Source organism: Mucilaginibacter sp. OAE612, from assembly GCF_041806395.1.
In the GTDB taxonomy this organism is placed as follows: domain Bacteria; phylum Bacteroidota; class Bacteroidia; order Sphingobacteriales; family Sphingobacteriaceae; genus Mucilaginibacter; species Mucilaginibacter rubeus.
This window is the reverse complement of sequence record NZ_JBGMUW010000001.1, coordinates 4,621,700-4,642,028: the sequence shown is the minus strand read 5'-3', so window position 1 is coordinate 4,642,028 and position 20,329 is coordinate 4,621,700. Positions and strand designations below refer to the sequence as shown.

Here is a 20,329-nt window from a genome sequence, read left to right as displayed (position 1 = left end):
GGGAATATAAGTTTATAGGTAAAATGGGCTTTTTCATACTTAAAGTATTCCGTTGCGGTGTAATTAAAATAGTAAAGCCTTTCGCATAAACGGAAAGGCTTTACTGTTATTATGGATAACAGGAGGTTATTTAACCGCCCATTCGTGGATCCCGGTAGAATTATCAACCGGTAACTGAATTTCCATCCGCAAGGCTGTGGTAGCAACCGGCTCAAAAGTAACTACGTTAAAGTTGTCTTTACTTATGGCGTAGGGTGTGGTGTTTTTTACAGGAACCCACTGCCCGTCTTTTTTATACAGGATTTTGTACGATACCGGGATGCGGCAGCCACCCCATGGGCCGTCATCGTACCAGTAAACTTTCGATTCGCTAACGGTGTGTTCAGTGTCAAAATCATACTGTACAAACTCATTGGTGTTTTTAGCGGGCCACCAGTGCAGGTATGGGTAGTTGGTATCTTTGGAATCGGCAGGTTCATACTGGTCTTTTATGGCAGCAAACATCCGTACATTTTTTAACGAGGCGCTTACTTTACTGGTGCTGGCAATGGTAGGTGCTGGTTTAGGGCGCACTGCCGAAGCTTCATACGGGATCCAAACGGTCATTTCGCTTGGGCCGCGGTTGGCCCAGGCATAGTAGGGGATGGCCTTCACCATTTGGTCTGTTTGTAAAATGCTGTCGGTTTTTAGTTGGCGTTTGGCGCTTTTTCCTTCGGCACTGATTACATCGACGCCATTGAGCAGGTCGGCATGATAGTTGGCATCGGCAATGGCATTTTTATCAATCAATATGTTTTGTACCAGGCTGTCCTTGTTATCAGGGCCTTCAAGACAATAAACAATTGGGCCGCGCTCAAAAGCAAATCTGCCACGGTCGTCTTTAACCTGTTGATTGGCCAATACCTTTTCGGTTTCCATCGGTAATAAAAGTGAAACCTTATCGCCTTTTTTCCAGGTGCGTTTTAATATGGCGTAGCCTTTTTCTGTTTCAAATGATTTTGCCTGCCCGTTGATCATCAGGGTAAGCGGGAATGACTTTTTTTCCATGAAGGTATACAGGTCACCCGGTACTGGTTGTTGCTTCGCCCAGCCCGGGATACGCACCCTTAATGTAAATTCACCGGCTTTATCGGGGTTAACGGTAATGTCAACCCTACCTTTCCATGGGTAATCCGTTTGCTGTACAATGTTTACATTACCCTCAGCAAGTTTGATGTTACTTGAGTTGCTCATAAACAGGTTAACGTACAGGTCGTTTTTGTTTTTGGCATACACATAACCCGGTAATGAAGGTAAAAAGCGGGTCATGTTGCTGATACAGCAGGCACAACTGATCCATGCGCTGCGCTGATGCTGGAACATAGAAGCCAGCGGGTTGGGGTAAAAGAACCTGTTACCGCTTAGCGATACGCCTGACAACAGACCGTTATAAAGGGTTCTTTCCAGTACGTCAATGTATTTTGAATCGCCATGCAGCAAAAACATCCTGTTGTTCCAGTAAACGTTGCCAATGGCCGCACAGGTTTCTGCATAGGCCGACATATTAGGCAATTGATATGCTTCGCCAAAAGCTTCACCTGCCCCGGTTGCACCGATGCCGCCGGTGATGTATAATTTCTTGGTTACCACATCGCTCCAGATATCATCTATGGCTGCCAAATATTTGGTATTACCTGTCAATGCAGCAATATCGGCCATGCCGGTGTACATGTAAGCAGCCCGTACCGCGTGCCCTTCGGCTTCATGCTGGTCAACTACCTTTTTATCGGCCTGGTTGTAAGCATCTCCTTTTGGTCCGCGTACATCTAAAAAGAATTTAGCCAGGTCAAGGTATTGTTTGTTGCCGGTAACCCGGTACATTTTTGAAAGACCGATCTCCACTATCTGATGCCCCGGATACTCCTCAATTTTGCCCGGCCCGAAGGTTTTAACCAGTAGGTCAGCATTTTTTATGGCAATGTTGAGCAGTGTGCGTTTACCGGTTGCCTGGTAATGTGCTACAGCGGCTTCGTAAAGGTGGCCCGCGTTATATAGTTCGTGGCTAAGGTCCTCTTCCTTTTCCCAGCGTTTGGAACCTATCCACTCATGAGGCTTTTTAGCGTTAACTGTCCTGAAAGTATACAGGTACCCATCCGGCTCCTGGGCCGCGCCGATAATGGAGATGAGGCTATCAATGGATTTATCAAGTTGCGGGTTCCTTTTATTCTGCATAGAATAGGATGCACCTTCAATGGCCTTATATACGTCTGTATCATCAAATGGAAATTCACTTAACTTATCACCATCCAGTTTTTTTGCCGCACGTAAAAAGTTATCCATGCGCCCGTTTGCCTTACATTGCGCCAGTACATACGGAATGGTAACGGTGGCATTTACTTCCATTTTGGGCTGCCAAAAGTTGTCGTTCACGTGTACGCTGGTAAAGGCAACCGGTTGAATAGGGTAATCTTTTTGCTGTGCCAATACCGGACTTGTAAGTGCAGCCAGTGAAAAGGCAAGCGCACTGGCAACTTTTTGTTTATTGATCATGATATTCAAGTTCTTTTACTTTAAAATTAGTTTTTAACCATCCGGCTGCCGTAAACCGGGCCTGCACTGTTTTCTTTTTGCGGCAGCAGTTTTACGGTTACTTTTTGTTTGCCTTTTGTCAGTTCAATAGGTAAGGTGTAGCTGATATCATAAAAGCGGCTTTCTTTGTACTGGTTCAAATCTTCAGAAGCCAGCTTAACGCCATCAATCAGGATGTCAAATTTTCTGCCGCGGTTATCCATGCCCCAATAGCTGTTAATTAGCGTGTTTTGTGCATTGGCATCAACCTTCATTTCGTATTGCAGAAAGCCTCCGTTCTCTGTCGACCGCCATTTCTTTTGGTGATCTTCGCCTGTAGTGGCGTTTTCACTGCTGAAGTTATGATCGCGCTCGGGCTGCATTTCGCCTACACGTAAAATGTCCATGGTGCGGGCTTCTAACTCCTGTTGTTTTTTCCTTTGCTCGTCATACGCTTTTTGCTGCACAATCCAGGCCTGTGGTGTAAATACGTCCCAGTAAACAGAATAGTATTGATTTTGGGTTTGATTAAAAGGGATTAGTGTAACTTCTTCAGGTTTTGAAATATTCACCGTACGGAAGCTCAATTGTTTCTTGTCAACCATTTGCAGCCATTGGTTAGGGTCAGTTTCGCTGGTTACAAAAACCGGAACACCTTTCAACGGATCGGGCTCTGTATTGCCTAAAACACCAGCTAATAATACCGGGCCGTAAAATACCGCGCGCCTGTTGGCATTGTCGGGCATGGCTTCGGTATAAAGCTTTTCGGGTGTTGTAAATTCAATTTTATCGTTGTTGCTCCATTTGCGGTTTAGCACAATATATCCCTGGTCATCAGTGGCAGCATTTTGAGTTTTCCCGTTAATGCTGATGGTAGCAGCGCCAGTCCATTTTGGTTTACGGATGCGGATAGCCATGGTAAGCGGCTTTTTGGTGTTCACCGTAAATGTGATGTGATCGTCATTAGGGAAACTGCTTTGCTGCTTCACCGATAAACCTTTTGATGCCCAGTTAAGTACTGAGGGGATAAACAGGTTTACATATAAGCTGCCATCGGCACCTTTAAAATAAATGCTTTCGTTGTATTTAACATGGTTTTCCATGCCCGAACCAACGCAGCAGGTAAAATCATCAAAAGGAGTGCTGTAATGTTTAGTGCCGCCCATTCTAAGCGGTACAAAGTAACACATCATTCCATCTGAATGATTTTGTGAAGCGAGGATGTGGTTATATAACGCCTTTTCATAATAATCCATCAGCATGGCCGAAGGCTCAACCGCAAACAAATGCCGGGTTAATTTCAGCATGTTGTAGGTATTGCAGGTTTCGGTAGTGTTTTCTGTTAGCTTATCGTTCAGTTTGTCTGCATCGCTCAGGTATTCATAATTGCTGTTACCTCCTGTTGCGTAGGAATGGTGGTTAACAATGGTTTCCCAAAAGAAATCGGCAATGGCCTTATCTTTTTTATCGCCGGTAAGCTCATATCTGCGTGCACTGGCTATTATCTTAGGGATCTGGGTGTTGGAATGTTTGCCGGGCAGTATATCCTGTTTTTGTGATAGCGGATCGAGGATCTTTTTATCATAAAATTTGTACGATAGTTCCAGGTATTTTTTATCACCATTGATAGCGTAAAGGTTAGTTAATGTTTCTGCCATACCTCCATATTCACACAGTAGCATTTTTTGCAGTTTTTCGTCATCAAGGTTTTTGATGGTTTCGCCTGTCCAGTCGGCCATGCCTTTGCATACTTTTAAGGCCTCGGCATTATTGCAATATAAATAGGCATCAAGTAAACCGGCCATAATTTTATGCACAGTATACCATGGCGACCAGCCACCGTTTAAATCGAAGCCACGGGAGCGGATCTCGCCTTTGGCAACCTCGGCCCAGATGGTGTCTTCTTTGGGGATTGCGCCCACGTAACCTGTTTTACGGGCTACCTGGCATTCGGCAAGTTCTTTGACTATATAATTTACGCGCTTTAAAAATTCAGGGTCGCGGGTTGATGCGTAGTGCATGGAAATGGCCGACAGGTAATGTCCTAATGTATGCCCTGCCAAACCTGATGACTCCCAGCCTTCATACATCTTACCTTTAGGTTTAAGGCCCGAGTGTGAACGGAAAGCCGAAAGTAATCTGTCAGGCTCTATAGATAGCAGATATTTAACATCAGCATCCATTGCCGTTTTAAAAGGGCTTTCCAATAATTGAACGTCCTTTAAATTAAAAGAATAGGCTTTAACCGGAACTACCGGTTTTATCTTTACCCGGGTATCGTTCAATTCGGGTACGTAGGATTGTGCCTGGATAGTTTGTGCCCCTGCTAAGCAGGCTACGAGGCATAAGTTCAATTTAAACCACTTTTTTATTAGCATGATATGTTTGTGTAACGGTAAGAATAACTTTCAACTAAATTAGTGTGCTTTGCACAATTATTTTGAATAATATTTTGCAGTTGATAGCAGGATTTTATCCGTTTTTTTAACGCGCGGATTATTTACAGTAAGTTTATTAGTGTTATTGCGAATTAACTATCAATATATTAACGTTTTAATGGGTTTTTATATAAATATAATATCAAATTAATGCTATTGTAACAGTAATGTTAAGATACGGGCAGTATTGGCAAATTTCATAAAAAAACAAGGGGCGGCTCGCGGATAGTTTTACGTGTCTGAAATACAGCATGTAATATATAGTTTTTAACCCCAAAATTTAATTTATGAAGTTTAAACAATTACTAAAGAGGTTCATTTTGCCTTTACTAAGTGTGTTTGTGTTTTGTTACAGCACCTACGCGCAAACAGTAACATTAAAAGGAAAGGTAACCGACGAGAAGGGCGAGCCTATAGTTGGCGCTTCCGTTAAAATAAAAAATACAAGCGCCGGCTCTGTTACCAACGGTAGTGGTATGTTTAGCCTTAACTATACCGGACAGGGTACACTTATGGTAACCGCTATCGGTTTTACATCGCAGGAAGTTAAATTAACCGGTCAGGTGCAAATTAACGTAGCCCTTGCCGAGGATAACAAAGTGCTGAACGAAGTTGTTGTTACCGCTTTGGGTATAAAACGCGACAAAAGGATCTTAACTTACAGCTCCCAGGAGGTAAAAGCCGAATCGATTGCGCAATCAAAAGAGCCCAACCTGGTAAATGCTCTTGCCGGTAAGGTTTCAGGCGTGCAGGTTACAAGCTCATCGGGTACGCCGGGTAGCTCCGCAAGGATCGTGATCAGAGGCGCAACTTCATTTTATGGCGAAAATGGACCCCTAATGGTTATTGACGGGGTTCCTGTTGATAACGCTGAAACAGGTAACCTCAATTCCGGGCCGGGCACGAATAGGATAGCTGATATTGATCCATCTATTATTACCAGTATGAACGTATTGAAAGGTGCGGCAGCTACAGCCTTATATGGTTCAAAGGGTGCCAATGGTGTGGTTATCATTACCACAAAAACCGGCGCCTTAAATCAAAAGCCGCTTATCACTTTTTCGTCCGACTTTTCTTTTGAAAACCCGTTGTTGCCTCAAATTCAAAATAAGTATTCGCAAGGTACAAACGGTATTTATTATGATGGTGTAAATCAAAAAACAAGTACATCATGGGGTGCGCGCATGGACACCCTGAAAATAAATGGGCAACCCGCGAAAGTTTATAACCAGTCTGATCTGTTTTTTAAAACCGGCCACACGTATAATAATACTGTTAACATCGGCGGTGGCGGTAACAATTCTACTTACCTGGTTTCGTACTCTAATTTTAACCAGCAAGGTACCGTGCCAACAACTAAATTTTTGCGTAATACATTCTTCGCTAAATACAGTGCACAAGTGCTTAAAAACCTGACTACTACATTTCAGCTAAATTACTCCAATTCACAAAATGACAGGTTGCCGGAAGGTTATGCGCTGGAAAGCCCGGTTTGGACAATTTTTACAGCGCCGGTTTCATACAATCTGCAGCCTTATTTAAATCCAGATGGTACACAGCGACTGTATCGTTTCTCAAGAAATAACCCTTATTGGGTATTGGATAACATCAAAAACCATTCGGGTGTTAACAGGTTTTTACCAACTTTTACTGCAGATTATAAACCCTTTTCATGGTTAACTATTACTGAAAGGTTTGGTGCCGATGTTTATAGCGAAATGGACAGGTACCATGAATCAACCCAGTCGGTGTCGAACCCCAACGGCAGGTTGGTTGATCAGAACCTTACTTACCGCCAGTACAATAATGATTTATTAATCAGTGCTAACAAGCAGTTTGGCAATTTCAATGTAGATGTTGTGCTGGGTAATAACCTGATCTCTACCTATGGTGAAAGTACATACGCAAATGGTGTTGGCTTAACTGTACCCGGTTTGTATAATATGGCTTCCGCATCAACAGTTAATTATAGTGAAGGCTCATCATTGCAGCGCAAAGTGGGTTTCTATCTGCAATCAAATATCGAATATAAACGCTTCCTGCTATTGTCATTAACCGGACGGTACGATGGTAACTCTGTACTTTCGATAGACCACAGCTTTTATCCATATGGTTCTGCCGCCGGTAGCTTCATATTCTCGGAGTTTTTTAGCCCCGAATTTTCAAAGGTCATGAACCTGGGTAAGGTAAGGGTTTCATATGGTACTGTGGGTAATGACGGCAACATTGGCGCGTATGGTTTGTTAACGCCTTATAACAAAGCAACTATCCGGAACCTCTCTTTCCCTTATAACCAGCAGGCTGGTTTTTTAATCAACGATGTACTGGGCAATCCTAATCTTAAAAACGAGCGTATCAATGAGTTTGAAGCAGGGTTTGAGGCGGGTTTCTTTAATAACAGGATCAGTCTTGAGGCTTCATTCTACAATAAAAAAACAAATGGTGGTATCATACCTACTGTGGCGCTTCCGCCCTCAACAGGGTATTCTGCAACTAGTGTAAACTCTGCAGTAATGCGTAACAGGGGTATTGAAGTATTGTTAAATGTAAACCCAATAAAAAGCCGCGATTTTAACTGGGACCTTACTTTAAATTTTACTCGTAACAGGAATAAGGTGTTATCTATTTATAAAGACCTGTCATTGATTAGCAATGGCTTCACTAATGTGATAGTTGGGCAGCCCTATGGTGTTATTTATGGCACCCGTTACGCCCGTAACGCCGCGGGTAAGTTATTGATTGACGATTCGGGTTTGCCATATGCAGATGATAATCAGGGCATAGTAGGCAATATTAACCCTAACTGGCTTGGTGGTATCAATAACAACTTTAGGTATAAACAATTCAACTTCAGTTTCTTCTTTGATATCAAACGTGGTGGCGATATCCAAAATAATGTTGATGGTTATGGTTATTTCTATGGCACGCCAAAAGTTACCGAAAACCGTGGTTTAAGAGTAGTTGATGGTGTAAATGCAACTACCGGACAACCAAACACAGTAGCAGTTAACGGTCAGGCGTATTATCAGCGCGCAAACGGTGTGCTGGAGTCTGTTATTCAGGACGGCAGCTATGTTAAACTGCGTAATGTGAGTTTGGGTTACACGTTAAAACCATCATGGTTAAGCAAAAGTCCTTTCAAATCGGCAACATTTAGTGTAACGGGCCGCAGCCTATGGATCCATGCACCGCACTTTACCGGCGGCGACCCGGAAGTTAGCTCATTTGGCTCATCAAATGGTTCACAGGGGATCTATTCATTCTCAACCCCAACCTCAAAATCAGTTGATTTTAGCTTGAAAGTTACCCTATAATTTAAATCACTAATAAGAAATTGTCATGAAAAATAAATATATCACGTTAATAACATGCGCGTTGGTAAGCTTTACGGGCTGTAAAAAATACATTGATGTAAATCACGATCCCAACAGACCTATAGATGTTAAAGAATCACTGATCCTGGCCCCGGTTGAAGCTGCCATATCACAAAATATCACCGCCGGCGGTAACCTTCCGATAATATTACAGCAATACCTGCAGGTCATAGCCTTAAACCAGGTGCCACCAAATTTTGGCACCTATCTCATGTACCATCAGGATATGGACGGTGACTGGTATAACTTTTACACGCAGGTAATGAACAACCTGGTTCTGCTAAATAAAAAAGCCGAGGCCGATGGTAATGCGAATTACGCAGCCATATCAAAGATCTTGCTGGCTTATACACTTGGCTCGGCTACTGATGTTTGGGGCGATGTTCCCTTTTCAAAAGGTTTTCAGGGTATCGCCAACGTTACACCAACCTATGACAGCCAGGAATCTGTTTATGGGCAAATACAAACCCTGCTTGATAATGCCATTGCCGATATTGCCAAAAATAGCACCACGGTGCCATCAGGCGATGATTTCTATTATACCGGTGATATGGGCAAATGGAAAAAGGCGGCTTATACGCTAAAGGCACGTTATTACATGCACCTTACTAAAGCACCCGGTCATACGGCAGCAGCACAGGCGCAGTTGGCACTCACTGCCCTTCAAAATGGCATGGCAAGTAATGACGATGATATGAAAATGCCTTTCGCCGGCGGGGCCGGAGCCGAAAACCCATGGCAGCAAAACTTTTTGCCTGGTTCAACGCTGGTATTGGCATCAACATTTGTTGACGGTTTTGAAGCCAGGAAAGACCCGCGCAAATCAAAAATGGTAGCGCCTGCAATTGAAACCGGGTTGTATACCGGACGGGTGATCGGCTCGGACGACATTGGCAGCTTAGAGTCGTACTCATTAGGAGGCACTTTTTATGCAAGTACGAGCTCAAATAACTATATTGTTACTTATTCGGAAGCGCTATTTTTAAAAGCCGAAGCTACGTTTATAATATCCGGGGCTACTGCTGCGCAGCCGGTATATATGCTGGCTGTTAAATCGCATATGTCAAAACTAGGTATTGCTGATGCCGTTGCGGATAATTATTTAACTTCAAGGGGAACGCTTACCAGCGCCAACGCCATGAAGCTTATTATTGAGGAAAAGGTTGTTGCTAATTTCCTGTCGATGGAGAACTATACCGATTGGAGGCGTACAGGCTTCCCTGCATTAACCAAGGTTAAGAATGCGCTGTCGGATATTCCGCGCAGGGTGTTGTATCCTCAGTCGGAAATGACTTCAAACCCGCAGCCGCAGCAAAACGCTAAGCTTACCGACAGGGTTTGGTGGGATGCGCAATAGGCGTTATTTAGCAGGCGCATTGCCGGTAAGTAACATTATAGGTTAAAATACGGTTAGTGTCTGCTAAATTGTTAAATAAACATATTTAATACTATTTTTAGTTTTGTGAAAAATAATATACAATGATAACTTTTGATTGGAAAGGCGTACTCCCTGCAGTAACTACTAAATTTACAGATAATGACGAACTTGATTTTGAAGCTTTTGATATAAACCTGAATGCCCAGCTTGAGGCCGGTGTTGACGGATTTATATTAGGCGGCTCATTAGGCGAAGCAAGCGTTTTAAGCGATGATGAAAAATTCGCGCTGCTTACCCATACTGTTGAGTTTGTAAAAGGAAAAGTACCTGTTGTACTGAACATTGCCGAGCAAACTACCAAAGCTGCTGTTGCATATGCACAAAAAGCGTTTGATAAAGGTGCGGATGGCCTGATGTTATTGCCGCCAATGCGTTATAATAGTGAAGCCCGCGAAACGGTGGCTTACCTTACTACTATTGCGAAAAGTACCGAATTGCCAATCATGATCTACAATAACCCTGTTGATTATAAGGTTGAGGTTACTTTAGATATGTTTGAACAGCTTGCTGCTTATGATAATATCCAGGCAGTAAAAGAATCAACCCGTGATATATCAAACGTTACCCGCATGATCAACCGTTTTGGTGAAAGGTTCAAGATCTTTACCGGTGTTGATCCGCTGGCTATGGAAAGCCTTGTGATGGGTGCAGATGGCTGGGTTGCCGGTTTGGTTGATGCCTTCCCTAAAGAAACCGTGGCTATTTACCGTTTGGTTAAAGCAAAACGTTACGACGAGGCTTTGGCTATTTACCGTTGGTTTTTGCCGGTACTTGAGCTGGATATCCACCCTAAGCTGGTACAATATATTAAACTGGCCGAGGTTGCAACCGGTATTGGTACCGAAAATGTACGTGCGCCACGTTTGCCGTTAATTGGTGCAGAGCGCGAAAAAGTTCAGAAAATTATAAATGACGCACTTGCCGCAAGGCCCGAATTGCCTGTAGGTAGCTGGGGTAAATTAACCGAAGTAGCGTTATAATAACATATGTCAAGTAAAACTTTCTTTTGTGTTGACGCCCATACCTGCGGCAACCCGGTAAGGCTGGTTGCAGGCGGTGGCCCTGCGCTTAAAGGCGATAACATGAGCCAGAAACGTCAGCACTTTTTAAAAGAGTATGATTGGATCAGGACCGGCCTGATGTTTGAGCCCCGCGGTCATGATATGATGTCGGGCAGTATCCTGTATCCGCCTCATGATCCGGAAAATGATGTTGCTGTTTTGTTCATTGAAACCAGCGGTTGTTTACCAATGTGCGGGCACGGAACCATCGGCACAATCACCATAGCCATTGAGGAAGGGTTGATCCAGCCTAAAACTCCGGGTATTGTGCGCATGGAGGCGCCCGCTGGCCTTGTATTGATCGAGTATAAGCAGGAGGGCAAAAAGGTAACCTCGGTGAAACTCAGAAATGTGGCCGCATATCTTGCTGCAACTGATTTAGAAGTTGAATGCCCTGACTTAGGTACACTTACTATCGACGTTTCGTATGGTGGTAACTATTACGCCATTGTTGATCCTCAGCCTAACTTTAAAGGTATCGAGCATTATACAGCAGGTCAGCTGATTGCCTGGAGCCAGGTGTTGCGCAAACGTATTAACGAAAAATACCAGTTTGTACATCCGCAGGATCCTACTATCAATACCTGTACGCACATCCTTTGGGCAGGTGCTACCTTATCGGCAGATGCAACTGCACGTAACGCGGTATTTTATGGAGATAAAGCTATCGACAGGTCGCCTTGCGGAACTGGCACATCAGCGCGTATGGCGCAGTGGTTTGCCAAAGGTAAGTTGAAAGTGGGTGAGTCTTTTGTTCACGAAAGTATCATAGGCAGTAAATTTACAGGCAGGGTTGAGGATCTGGTTAAGATCAATGATATCGACGCCATTATTCCAAGCGTTGAGGGTTGGGCTAAAGTTTACGGTTACAACACCATCAAGATAGACGATGATGATCCATATGCTCACGGTTTCCAGGTAATTTGAAGTAGTAAATAAAAGGTTCATGTTCCCTCAGGGTCTCTCGTAGAGGGCCCTGAGGTTTCCGCATTCTAAATATCTAATAAATGCTCGGAACGGCGAATCTGCATGGCGTATGCATCAGGGTCCTCTGCGAGAGACCCTGATGGGACGTTTAAAAAAGAATTATTAACAAGCTTTCGGCTTTCCGCCCTAAGCTTTCAGCTTAAAATAAAAATGGCAAAAGTGCTGATAATAGGAGGTGGGATAGTAGGGCTTAGTTCGGCTTATTATTTACAAAAAGCCGGGCATGAGGTTACTGTGCTGGATAAAGGTGATATGACCGATAGCTGCTCATATGGCAATGCGGGCATGATAGTGCCAAGCCATTTTATCCCGCTGGCAACGCCGGGGATGGTTTCGCAGGGGATTAAATGGATGTTTAACAGCAAAAGCCCGTTTTACGTAAAGCCATCCTTAAACCCCGAACTGATTTCATGGGGACTAAAATTTTTAAAGAAAGCCAATGCCGCGCACGTTGAAAAATCGGCAGTTCCATTAACGGAGCTTTCCCTGCTTAGCAAAAAGCTTTATGAAGATCTGAGTAAAGAGCCCGGCTTTGATTTTGACCTGGTTGAAAAAGGCATCCTGATGTTTTATAAAACCGAAAAGGCTGGTGAGGAAGAAGCGCACATGGCCGAAAAAGGCAGGGAATTAGGTTTGGATATGGCGGTGCTTAGTGTTAATGATTGTAAAAGGCTACAGCCAAAGCTTGAGCTTGACGTGTTGGGCGCGGTACATTACCGTTGCGATGCACACCTTTCGCCAAATAAGCTGATGGCCGCATTGATCAGGCACCTGAAAGCTGTTGGTGTAAAATTGCTTACCAATAAAGAGGTAACTAAAATTGAAACCAAAGGTGGTAAAGTGAGCAGGGTATTGGCAGGCCATGAAGAGTTTACTGCTGATGAATATATTATTGCGGGTGGTTCATGGTCGCCTGCTATTGGTAGATTGTTAGGTTTAAAAATCTTGCTGATGCCGGGCAAAGGATATTCATTCAATGTAAAAGATGATAGCGACACCATGCACATCCCTGCATTGCTGGCCGAAGCAAGGGTTGCCATTACGCCAATGAATGGTGGTTTACGCTATGGTGGTACTATGGAGCTTGATAAGATCAACGACCGGATTAACATGAACCGTGTTAAAGGTATTGTAGAATCCGTGCCAAAATACTTCCCGGGTTTAAAACCTGCTGTTCCGGAACAAAAGAATATTTGGTTTGGTTTCCGGCCTTCATCTGCCGATGGTTTGCCTTATATCGGCAAAAGTAAGCAGTACGGTAATCTTACTGTTGCAACAGGGCACGGCATGATGGGTTTAAGCCTTGGTGCTGCAACCGGTTTGCTGGCAAGTGAAATTATATCTGGCAAACCAACTTCTATTGATATTAAAGAATTTGCTCCCGAAAGATTTTAATTTAAACAATTAATTACCCTTCCGGCTTGCCGGAAAACGGAACCGTTCATTCACCCCTGATGAACGGTTTTTTTATGTTAACAGGAGTGCGTTTTATTACCTGTATCATAAAAAATAGGTGAAAAAGTTGGTTTTCTGCGTAAAATGCATGGTTAGTGTAAAATGTATAATAGTTGTATTCTACACAATTAAAAATATTTTATTCGGCCAAATAGTGGCTATGGTGCCTATAATTTTGATTTTAATTGTTTATATAACATTTAATTTACTTTCTGTTTGTTGGATAAAGAAGGGTTTTTCGGTCAATTTAGGCACTGGTATCAACCATAAATTATCAAATATTGCCCGTATTTTATCCTTTTAAGTTCATTTATTAGCAAATTAAGTTAAGTAATTGTAAATTCAACAAGTGATAATCAAGTAGCAGATGAAAGTTTTACAATTTACTATCCCGGTTCCGCACGATAAAAGTGTGATAGCAGAAAAGGTTAGCTTGCCTTACCATTACCCCTACCTGCACCGTCATAAAGAAATTCAGCTCACGTGGATCCAGCAGGGTGAGGGGACTTTGATTGCAGGAAATAACATGCATGATTACTCTGCAGGCGATTTGTTTTTAATAGGCGCCAACCTGCCGCATGTGTTTAAAAGTAACCCCGAATATTTTGCGCCCAATGCCAACAAGCAGATAGAGGCGCTTACAATATTTTTTAACCCGGAAGGGGCTTTGGCACCGCTGTTTAATTTACCTGAGCTTAAACCGAGCCTCATATTTATGCAGCAGCATCAACAGGGTTTTAAATTACCGCATTCTGTTGTTGACAAAATATCGCAGATCATGATCGCATTGCAAAAAGCTTCCGGCCCTGACCAGTTGATCCAGTTTTTTCATCTGCTTAAAGGGCTTACCAATATCAAAAGCAAATTGGATCCTTTATCAACCTATGGCAACCTGCCGGGGATAACCGAAAATGAAGGGATCAGGATTGGTAATATCTATAATTACATTATGCAGCACTACAGTGAGCCTATTACGCTTGAGGACGTTGCTAAGGTGGCCTATATGACGCCGGAGTCGTTTTGCAGATATTTCAAAAAGCATACTGGTCATACTTTTATTTCGTTCCTGAACGAGATCAGGATCAACGAGGCCTGCAAAAAATTGATTGCCCATAAATTTGAAAGTATTAACACCGTAGCTTACAAGTGCGGTTTCAAGAGTATTACTAACTTTAACCGGGTATTCAAATGCGTAATAGGTAATTCGCCACGTGGCTATCTCGACTCATACAACAACAATCTGATAAGCCTGAACAGGGCTGCAAGCTAATAGCTACTTTAATTTTCTTACCTCAAACCAAAATATATCGTGCTAATTAATACTAAAACAACCATAAAAGGTTTGGCTCTTTACGCCCTTACTATTGGTACCCTAACCGTTAAAGCGCAGACCGCTCCTGCCGGCAATTTGTATGAGCAAAGCAGCGAAGTAGCGGGTACCATTATCAGATACGGGCAGGATATGAACGCTATTCATGACTTTTATTCGCCGTATAACGTTAATGATCGTGCCGAAGAACAATACAAACAGGATGTCATTAACTCGCCAGAACAACGTAAAAGATTAATTGAGGTTGACAATGATTATCTGAAACAGCTGGAGCAAACCGACTTTAATGCCCTGAGTATTTACGGCAAGGTTGATTATATCCTGTTGAAGAAACGCATCAACTTTGATCTGAAAGATCTGAAGAAAGAAGAAGGCCTGTATAGCCAGGCTGCTAAATACATTTCATTTGCCGATGAGATTTACGCGCTTGAACAAAAGCGCCGCCGCGGAACGTTTGTTGATGGCGAAAAAGTTGCTGGCGACCTGAACAAGATCCTGAAAGAACTTAAAGCAGATACGACGGCATATTGTAAGCTTCCGTCGGTAGACATGCCTGTAGCAAAAGTTACCAAAGCTGCATTAGTTGGTTTAAAAGGTCGTTTAAAGGACTTTTTTGGGTTCTATAATAAATACGACCCTTCATTTACCTGGTGGGTACCTGAACCTTATAAAGCCCTTGATAATGCGCTGAACAGGTACAGTGAGCTGGCTATAAGCAAAGGAAAGTTGAACACCAGCCAGAAAAGCGATAGCAGCGGTATAAAAGGTGTGCCCATCGGCAGGGAAGAGTTGATCAATCAGCTGCAAGCCGAAATGATCCCTTACACGCCCGAAGAGCTTATCAAGCTTGCCAACAAAGAGTTTGCCTGGTGCGATAAGGAAATGCTGAAGGCATCGCAGGAAATGGGTTTTGGCAGCGACTGGAAAAAAGCGTTGGAGAAAGTAAAAAACAGCTACGTGCCGGTAGGTCATCAGCCCGAACTGATTGTTAAATTATATAACGATGCGCTAAGCTTTATCAAAGAGCGCGACCTGATCACGATACCGCCACTGGCCGAGGAAACCTGGGGCATGGTAATGATGTCGCCGCAAAGGCAATTGGTTAACCCATTTTTTACCGGTGGCAAGGAAATCAGCATCTCGTACCCAACCAATACCATGCAGTATGATGACCGACTGATGAGCATGCGCGGCAACAACCCTTACTTTTCAAGGGGGACGGTGCAGCACGAATTGATTCCCGGTCATAACCTGCAATATTTTATGAACAGCCGTTACAAAGCTTATCGTCAGGATTTCGGTACCCCATTCGCGGTTGAAGGCTGGGCTTTGTACTGGGAACTTTTACTCTACGATAAAGGCTTTGCCAAAACACCTGAAGAACGTGTAGGTATGCTGTTCTGGCGTATGCACCGTTGCGCCCGCATCATATTTTCACTTAACTATCATTTAGGTAACTGGACTCCACAGCAATGTATCGACTTTTTGGTTGACCGTGTAGGTCATGAAAAAGCCAACGCCGAGGGTGAAGTTAGACGCTCATTTGAGGGAGGCTATAGTCCGCTTTACCAGGTGGCATACCTGTTAGGTGGTTTGCAGTTGACAGAATTGAGGAAAGAACTGGTTGACAGCGGTAAAATGACCTACAAGCAATTCCACGATGCCGCCATTAAAGAAAACCTGATCCCGGTTGAAATGTTGCGCGCCACGTTAACCAACCAGGCATTAACTAAAGATTTTACAACAAGCTGGAAGTTCTACGATTTTGGAGCTAAATAATCACAAAAACTATTAATAAGGTTATCAGCTTTAAGCCTTGTGCCTTTAGCTTTAAGCTTTTATATAAAACATATGGAGAACAGCACTTCTTTTAAGCCTTCGTTGCGGTTAATGGATGCCACCATGCTGGTGGCGGGCAGTATGATTGGCTCCGGTATTTTTATTGTGAGCGCGGATATTACCCGCAATGTGGGCAGCGCAGGCTGGCTGCTATTTGTGTGGCTCATCACCGGTTTTATGACCCTAACTGCGGCCTTAAGTTACGGTGAACTGAGCGCCATGTTCCCAAGAGCAGGGGGGCAGTATGTTTATCTGAAGGAAGCTTACAGTCCTTTGGTGGGCTTTTTATACGGATGGAGTTTTTTCACGGTAATCCAGACGGCTACTATTGCGGCCGTGGGCGTGGCCTTTGCCAAATTTACAGCTTACCTCATCCCCCAATTGAGTGAAAGTCTTGTTGCTATTGATCTGGGTTTCGTTACCATATCACCGGCGCAACTGCTTTCAATCCTGGTGATCGTATTTTTAACCTATATCAATACCCGCGGCGTTAACAGCGGAAAAATTGTGCAAACTATTTTCACCATGGCTAAGCTGCTGAGCTTGCTGGGTTTAATTGTGTTTGGCTTATTTGCTTTAAAAGCTTCGGTATGGGATGAGAACTGGAAAAATGCCTGGAGCATGCATAGCTTCAGCGCTAATGGTTCCATTGCTTCTTATACTACCATTGCAGCCCTGGGCGCAATAGCCTCGGCCATGGTTGGCTCCATATTCAGCAGCGACTCATGGAATAACGTAACTTTTATTGCCGGCGAGATCAAAAATCCGAAAAGGAATATCGGTTTAAGCCTGGCGCTGGGTACACTGATCGTGACGGTGATTTACATTTTAACCAATGTAATGTATACTGGTGTGCTTTCCCTGCATGATATTGCCAGCGCCGATAAAGATAGGGTAGGCGTGGTTGCTTCGCAGCATATTTTTGGCAGCTCGGGTACGGTGATCATTGCGCTGCTTATCATGGTATCAACCTTTGGCTGTAATAACGGACTCATCATGTCGGGAGCGAGGGTTTATTATTCGATGGCTAAAGACAGGCTCTTCTTTAAAAAAGTAGGAACGCTGAATAAAAACTCGGTACCGGGTTTTGGTTTGTGGTTGCAATGTGTGTTTGCCTGTTTGTGGAGCCTGAGCGGTAAATACGGCGATCTGCTGGATATGATCTCCTTTGTGGTGGTGGTTTTTTATGTGCTTACTATCATCGGGATTTTTATACTCCGCAAAAAAATGCCCAATGCGGAGCGGCCTTACAAAGCTTTCGGCTACCCAGTATTGCCGGTTATTTATATCATTATGGGCATTGCCTTTTGCCTGTTGCTCATCAAATACAAACCTGCTTATACTTATCCTGGCTTGATCATCACTTTAACAGGCATCCCGGTTTATTACCTGATAGGTGGCAGTAAACAACGCAAAAGCGCCGAACTCCCGGTTGAAAGTTTGTAGACCGGGGACATTCATTATATCAATTCATGAAAAAGATCTTATCGCTGCTATGGCTTTTAACTATTGCCATAGCAGTTCATGCTCAAAACGGAAATTTTATTAAGCTGGGCACTGCAAAGTTCTCTACCGGGAATGATGCCGCCTGGAAAGAAGCTGCTTTCAACGATACCCAATGGAAAAACATCAAAGTTGGTGACGTTTGGCAGGAGCAGGGCTATCCCGATTACCACGGCTTTGCTTGGTACCGGATTCATGTGGTAATTCCATCATCGTTGAAAAAGCAGGCGGTGTGGGCCGATAGTTTGCGGGTATTCCTCGCCCATGTTAATGACGTTGACGAAACGTATTTTAACGGTAAGCTGATAGGTAAAACCGGGGCATTCCCTGAAGATAAAGGCGGTTACATAAGTAAATGGCCTGCCGTGCGTAATTACTGTATTGCGGCAGATGATCCGGCTATTAAATGGGATGGAGAAAATATCATAGCCATCAAGGTATACGATGGCGGAGGCTCAGGGGGGATTTTTATGGGCGCTCCTTTTATTGATATGCTGGAGAAATTTGACGGTATTGTTTTCACTCAAACCGACATTAGCTTTTTACCCAATGCACAATCTGTTAGGAAATTAACTGTAGGTAATAGCTTTAGAACCAGTATCACAGGCAAGTTTCACTATAAGATAATCGATGAGGTTACTGAAAAAACAATCGCCGAAAAAACTGTAAACGCAAATCTGCCACCGTTGGGTAAGGAAACCTATACGCTTACCTTCCCGCACCGCGAGGGCATTAAACTGTTTTACGAGTTTACCGAAGCGGCATCCGACAAGACCAAAACCTTTGCCGAAATAGCGCCGTATTTGCTTACTCCTAAAGCATCTTTAAAGCCAATGATTAATGGCGCTTCAGTTTTAGGCGTTCATCCCGGCTCACCGGTACTTTATAAAATTGCTGCAAGCGGACAACAGCCCTTGAAATATATGGTTAAGAATTTGCCTCAAGGTTTAGTACTTGATAATAAAACAGGCATTATAACGGGCATCGCACCGAACGTAGGGGAGTATCAGTTATCCGTTTCCGTAAGCAATACTTTAGGAAAAAGCGAACGAATGCTAACTATTAAATCGGGCAAATTATTAGCACTTACCCCGCCCATGGGTTGGAACAGCTGGAATTGCTGGGGATTAAATGTGAGCGATGAAAAGGTAAGGCTTTCGGCCAAGGCCATGGTTGATAAAGGCCTTACCGATTACGGTTGGAACTCTATTAACGTGGATGATGGCTGGCAGGCACCCGCAAGGCAACAGGATGGAGAAATCGTCGCAAATGAAAAGTTTCCGGATATGAAAGCCCTTGGTGCGTACCTGCATCAACAGGGATTAAAGTTTGGTATTTATTCATCGCCGGGAGCTAAAACTTGTGGTGGGTATCTGGGGTCGTTAGGGCATGAAGGACAAGATGTCAACACTTACTTTAACTGGGGTGTTGACTATTTAAAATATGATCTGTGCAGCTATTCCGACCAAACGGCAGGTGACACAACGCTGTTCGCCCAGCAAAAGCCATACATGGTCATGCGCGATGAACTGGCAAAGCAGCCACGTGATATTATTTACAGCATTTGCCAGTACGGTATCAAAGATGTTTGGAAATGGGGCGCAAAAATGAATGGCAACCTATGGCGTACAACCGAGGATATTACCGATACCTGGGAAAGCCTTTACGGCATCGGTTTTAGCCAAACCAATAACGCGGCCTATGCCGGGCCGGGAGGCTGGAACGACCCCGACATGCTTATTTTAGGCAGGGTGGGTTGGGGCGAAAACCTGCACCAAACCAATCTGACACCTTATGAGCAATATACCCACATGAGCTTATGGAGCCTTTTATCGGCACCCCTGCTTATTGGCTGTGATATGGATAAGCTTGATGAGTTTACCCTCAACCTGTTAAAAAACCGGGAAGTAATAGCTATTGATCAGGATGTAGCGGGTAAACAGGCCGAACGAATGATTAACAATAGGCAAATTCAGGTTTGGGTTAAACGACTGGCAGACGGTAGTAAAGCCATAGGCATTTTTAATCTTGGTGAAAAATACGCGAAGTATACGCTTGATTTTAAGAAAATCCATATGGGCAAGGTTAAAATAGTGCGGGATCTATGGCAGCAAAAGGATCTCGCCAAAAATATTACCGCTATATCATGTAATATCCCTCCACATGGGGTAAGGTTTTATAAATTGATGTAAACAAGACTGTTATCTGCTTGTTGAATACCGGACGTCTTGACCGTTTTTTAATCTGTTTTGAGATTGCGATGTGTAAATAAGATAAAATCCTGCTATAACTGGTTAGGAATGTTCAGTGCACATCATAAAAAGGTTAAATATATTTGCTTGCGCAAAATAATGGCG

Annotated in this window: 11 protein-coding genes; 9 read left to right on the top strand and 2 right to left on the bottom strand. The window is 43.6% G+C overall.

Features of this window, described 5'->3' with window-relative positions; genetic code table 11:
- Positions 1 to 126: 126 nt before the first annotated feature.
- On the bottom strand, positions 127 to 2,529 hold the full coding sequence (locus ABID99_RS19260; protein WP_373614799.1) for a glycoside hydrolase family 127 protein: 2,403 nt from the start codon (positions 2,527 to 2,529) through the stop codon (positions 127 to 129).
- Positions 2,530 to 2,555: 26 nt separating this feature from the next.
- Complete coding sequence (locus ABID99_RS19255) at positions 2,556 to 4,925, bottom strand: beta-L-arabinofuranosidase domain-containing protein (protein WP_373614798.1); 2,370 nt, start codon at positions 4,923 to 4,925, stop codon at positions 2,556 to 2,558.
- Between the two features lie 347 nt (positions 4,926 to 5,272).
- Here ABID99_RS19255 and ABID99_RS19250 point away from each other — a divergent pair, with 347 nt between their 5' ends.
- From ABID99_RS19250 to ABID99_RS19210, 9 genes are all read left to right on the top strand, one after another.
- Positions 5,273 to 8,299, top strand: coding sequence for a SusC/RagA family TonB-linked outer membrane protein (locus tag ABID99_RS19250; RefSeq protein WP_373614797.1), 3,027 nt, complete (start codon positions 5,273 to 5,275; stop codon positions 8,297 to 8,299).
- A 25-nt stretch (positions 8,300 to 8,324) separates the two neighbouring features.
- Positions 8,325 to 9,716, top strand: coding sequence for a SusD/RagB family nutrient-binding outer membrane lipoprotein (locus ABID99_RS19245; RefSeq protein WP_354486681.1), 1,392 nt, complete (start codon positions 8,325 to 8,327; stop codon positions 9,714 to 9,716).
- A gap of 122 nt (positions 9,717 to 9,838) precedes the next feature.
- Positions 9,839 to 10,777, top strand: a complete 939-nt coding sequence (locus ABID99_RS19240) for a dihydrodipicolinate synthase family protein (protein WP_354486682.1) — start codon at positions 9,839 to 9,841, stop codon at positions 10,775 to 10,777.
- Positions 10,778 to 10,783: 6 nt separating this feature from the next.
- Positions 10,784 to 11,785, top strand: coding sequence for a 4-hydroxyproline epimerase (locus ABID99_RS19235; RefSeq protein ID WP_354486683.1), 1,002 nt, complete (start codon positions 10,784 to 10,786; stop codon positions 11,783 to 11,785).
- Positions 11,786 to 11,887: 102 nt separating this feature from the next.
- Complete coding sequence (locus ABID99_RS19230) at positions 11,888 to 13,240, top strand: NAD(P)/FAD-dependent oxidoreductase (protein ID WP_373614796.1); 1,353 nt, start codon at positions 11,888 to 11,890, stop codon at positions 13,238 to 13,240.
- A 427-nt stretch (positions 13,241 to 13,667) separates the two neighbouring features.
- Positions 13,668 to 14,570, top strand: coding sequence for an AraC family transcriptional regulator (locus tag ABID99_RS19225; protein ID WP_090531406.1), 903 nt, complete (start codon positions 13,668 to 13,670; stop codon positions 14,568 to 14,570).
- Between the two features lie 39 nt (positions 14,571 to 14,609).
- Positions 14,610 to 16,409, top strand: coding sequence for a DUF885 family protein (locus ABID99_RS19220; RefSeq protein ID WP_373614795.1), 1,800 nt, complete (start codon positions 14,610 to 14,612; stop codon positions 16,407 to 16,409).
- Between the two features lie 72 nt (positions 16,410 to 16,481).
- Complete coding sequence (locus ABID99_RS19215; RefSeq protein ID WP_373614794.1) at positions 16,482 to 17,915, top strand: APC family permease; 1,434 nt, start codon at positions 16,482 to 16,484, stop codon at positions 17,913 to 17,915.
- A gap of 26 nt (positions 17,916 to 17,941) precedes the next feature.
- Positions 17,942 to 20,164, top strand: a complete 2,223-nt coding sequence (locus ABID99_RS19210) for a putative Ig domain-containing protein (protein WP_373614793.1) — start codon at positions 17,942 to 17,944, stop codon at positions 20,162 to 20,164.
- Positions 20,165 to 20,329: the final 165 nt, after the last annotated feature.

What these genes read in the sequence shown, in the direction of transcription:
- ABID99_RS19230 (WP_373614796.1), top strand. Translation starts at nt 11,888, where the DNA reads ATGGCGTATGCATCAGGGTCCTCTGCGAGAGACCCTGATGGGACGTTT.
- ABID99_RS19260 (WP_373614799.1), bottom strand. Translation starts at nt 2,529, where the DNA reads ATGATCAATAAACAAAAAGTTGCCAGTGCGCTTGCCTTTTCACTGGCT.
- ABID99_RS19250 (WP_373614797.1), top strand. Translation starts at nt 5,273, where the DNA reads ATGAAGTTTAAACAATTACTAAAGAGGTTCATTTTGCCTTTACTAAGT.
- ABID99_RS19245 (WP_354486681.1), top strand. Translation starts at nt 8,325, where the DNA reads ATGAAAAATAAATATATCACGTTAATAACATGCGCGTTGGTAAGCTTT.
- ABID99_RS19215 (WP_373614794.1), top strand. Translation starts at nt 16,482, where the DNA reads ATGGAGAACAGCACTTCTTTTAAGCCTTCGTTGCGGTTAATGGATGCC.
- ABID99_RS19225 (WP_090531406.1), top strand. Translation starts at nt 13,668, where the DNA reads ATGAAAGTTTTACAATTTACTATCCCGGTTCCGCACGATAAAAGTGTG.
- ABID99_RS19240 (WP_354486682.1), top strand. Translation starts at nt 9,839, where the DNA reads ATGATAACTTTTGATTGGAAAGGCGTACTCCCTGCAGTAACTACTAAA.
- ABID99_RS19255 (WP_373614798.1), bottom strand. Translation starts at nt 4,925, where the DNA reads ATGCTAATAAAAAAGTGGTTTAAATTGAACTTATGCCTCGTAGCCTGC.
- ABID99_RS19235 (WP_354486683.1), top strand. Translation starts at nt 10,784, where the DNA reads ATGTCAAGTAAAACTTTCTTTTGTGTTGACGCCCATACCTGCGGCAAC.
- ABID99_RS19210 (WP_373614793.1), top strand. Translation starts at nt 17,942, where the DNA reads ATGAAAAAGATCTTATCGCTGCTATGGCTTTTAACTATTGCCATAGCA.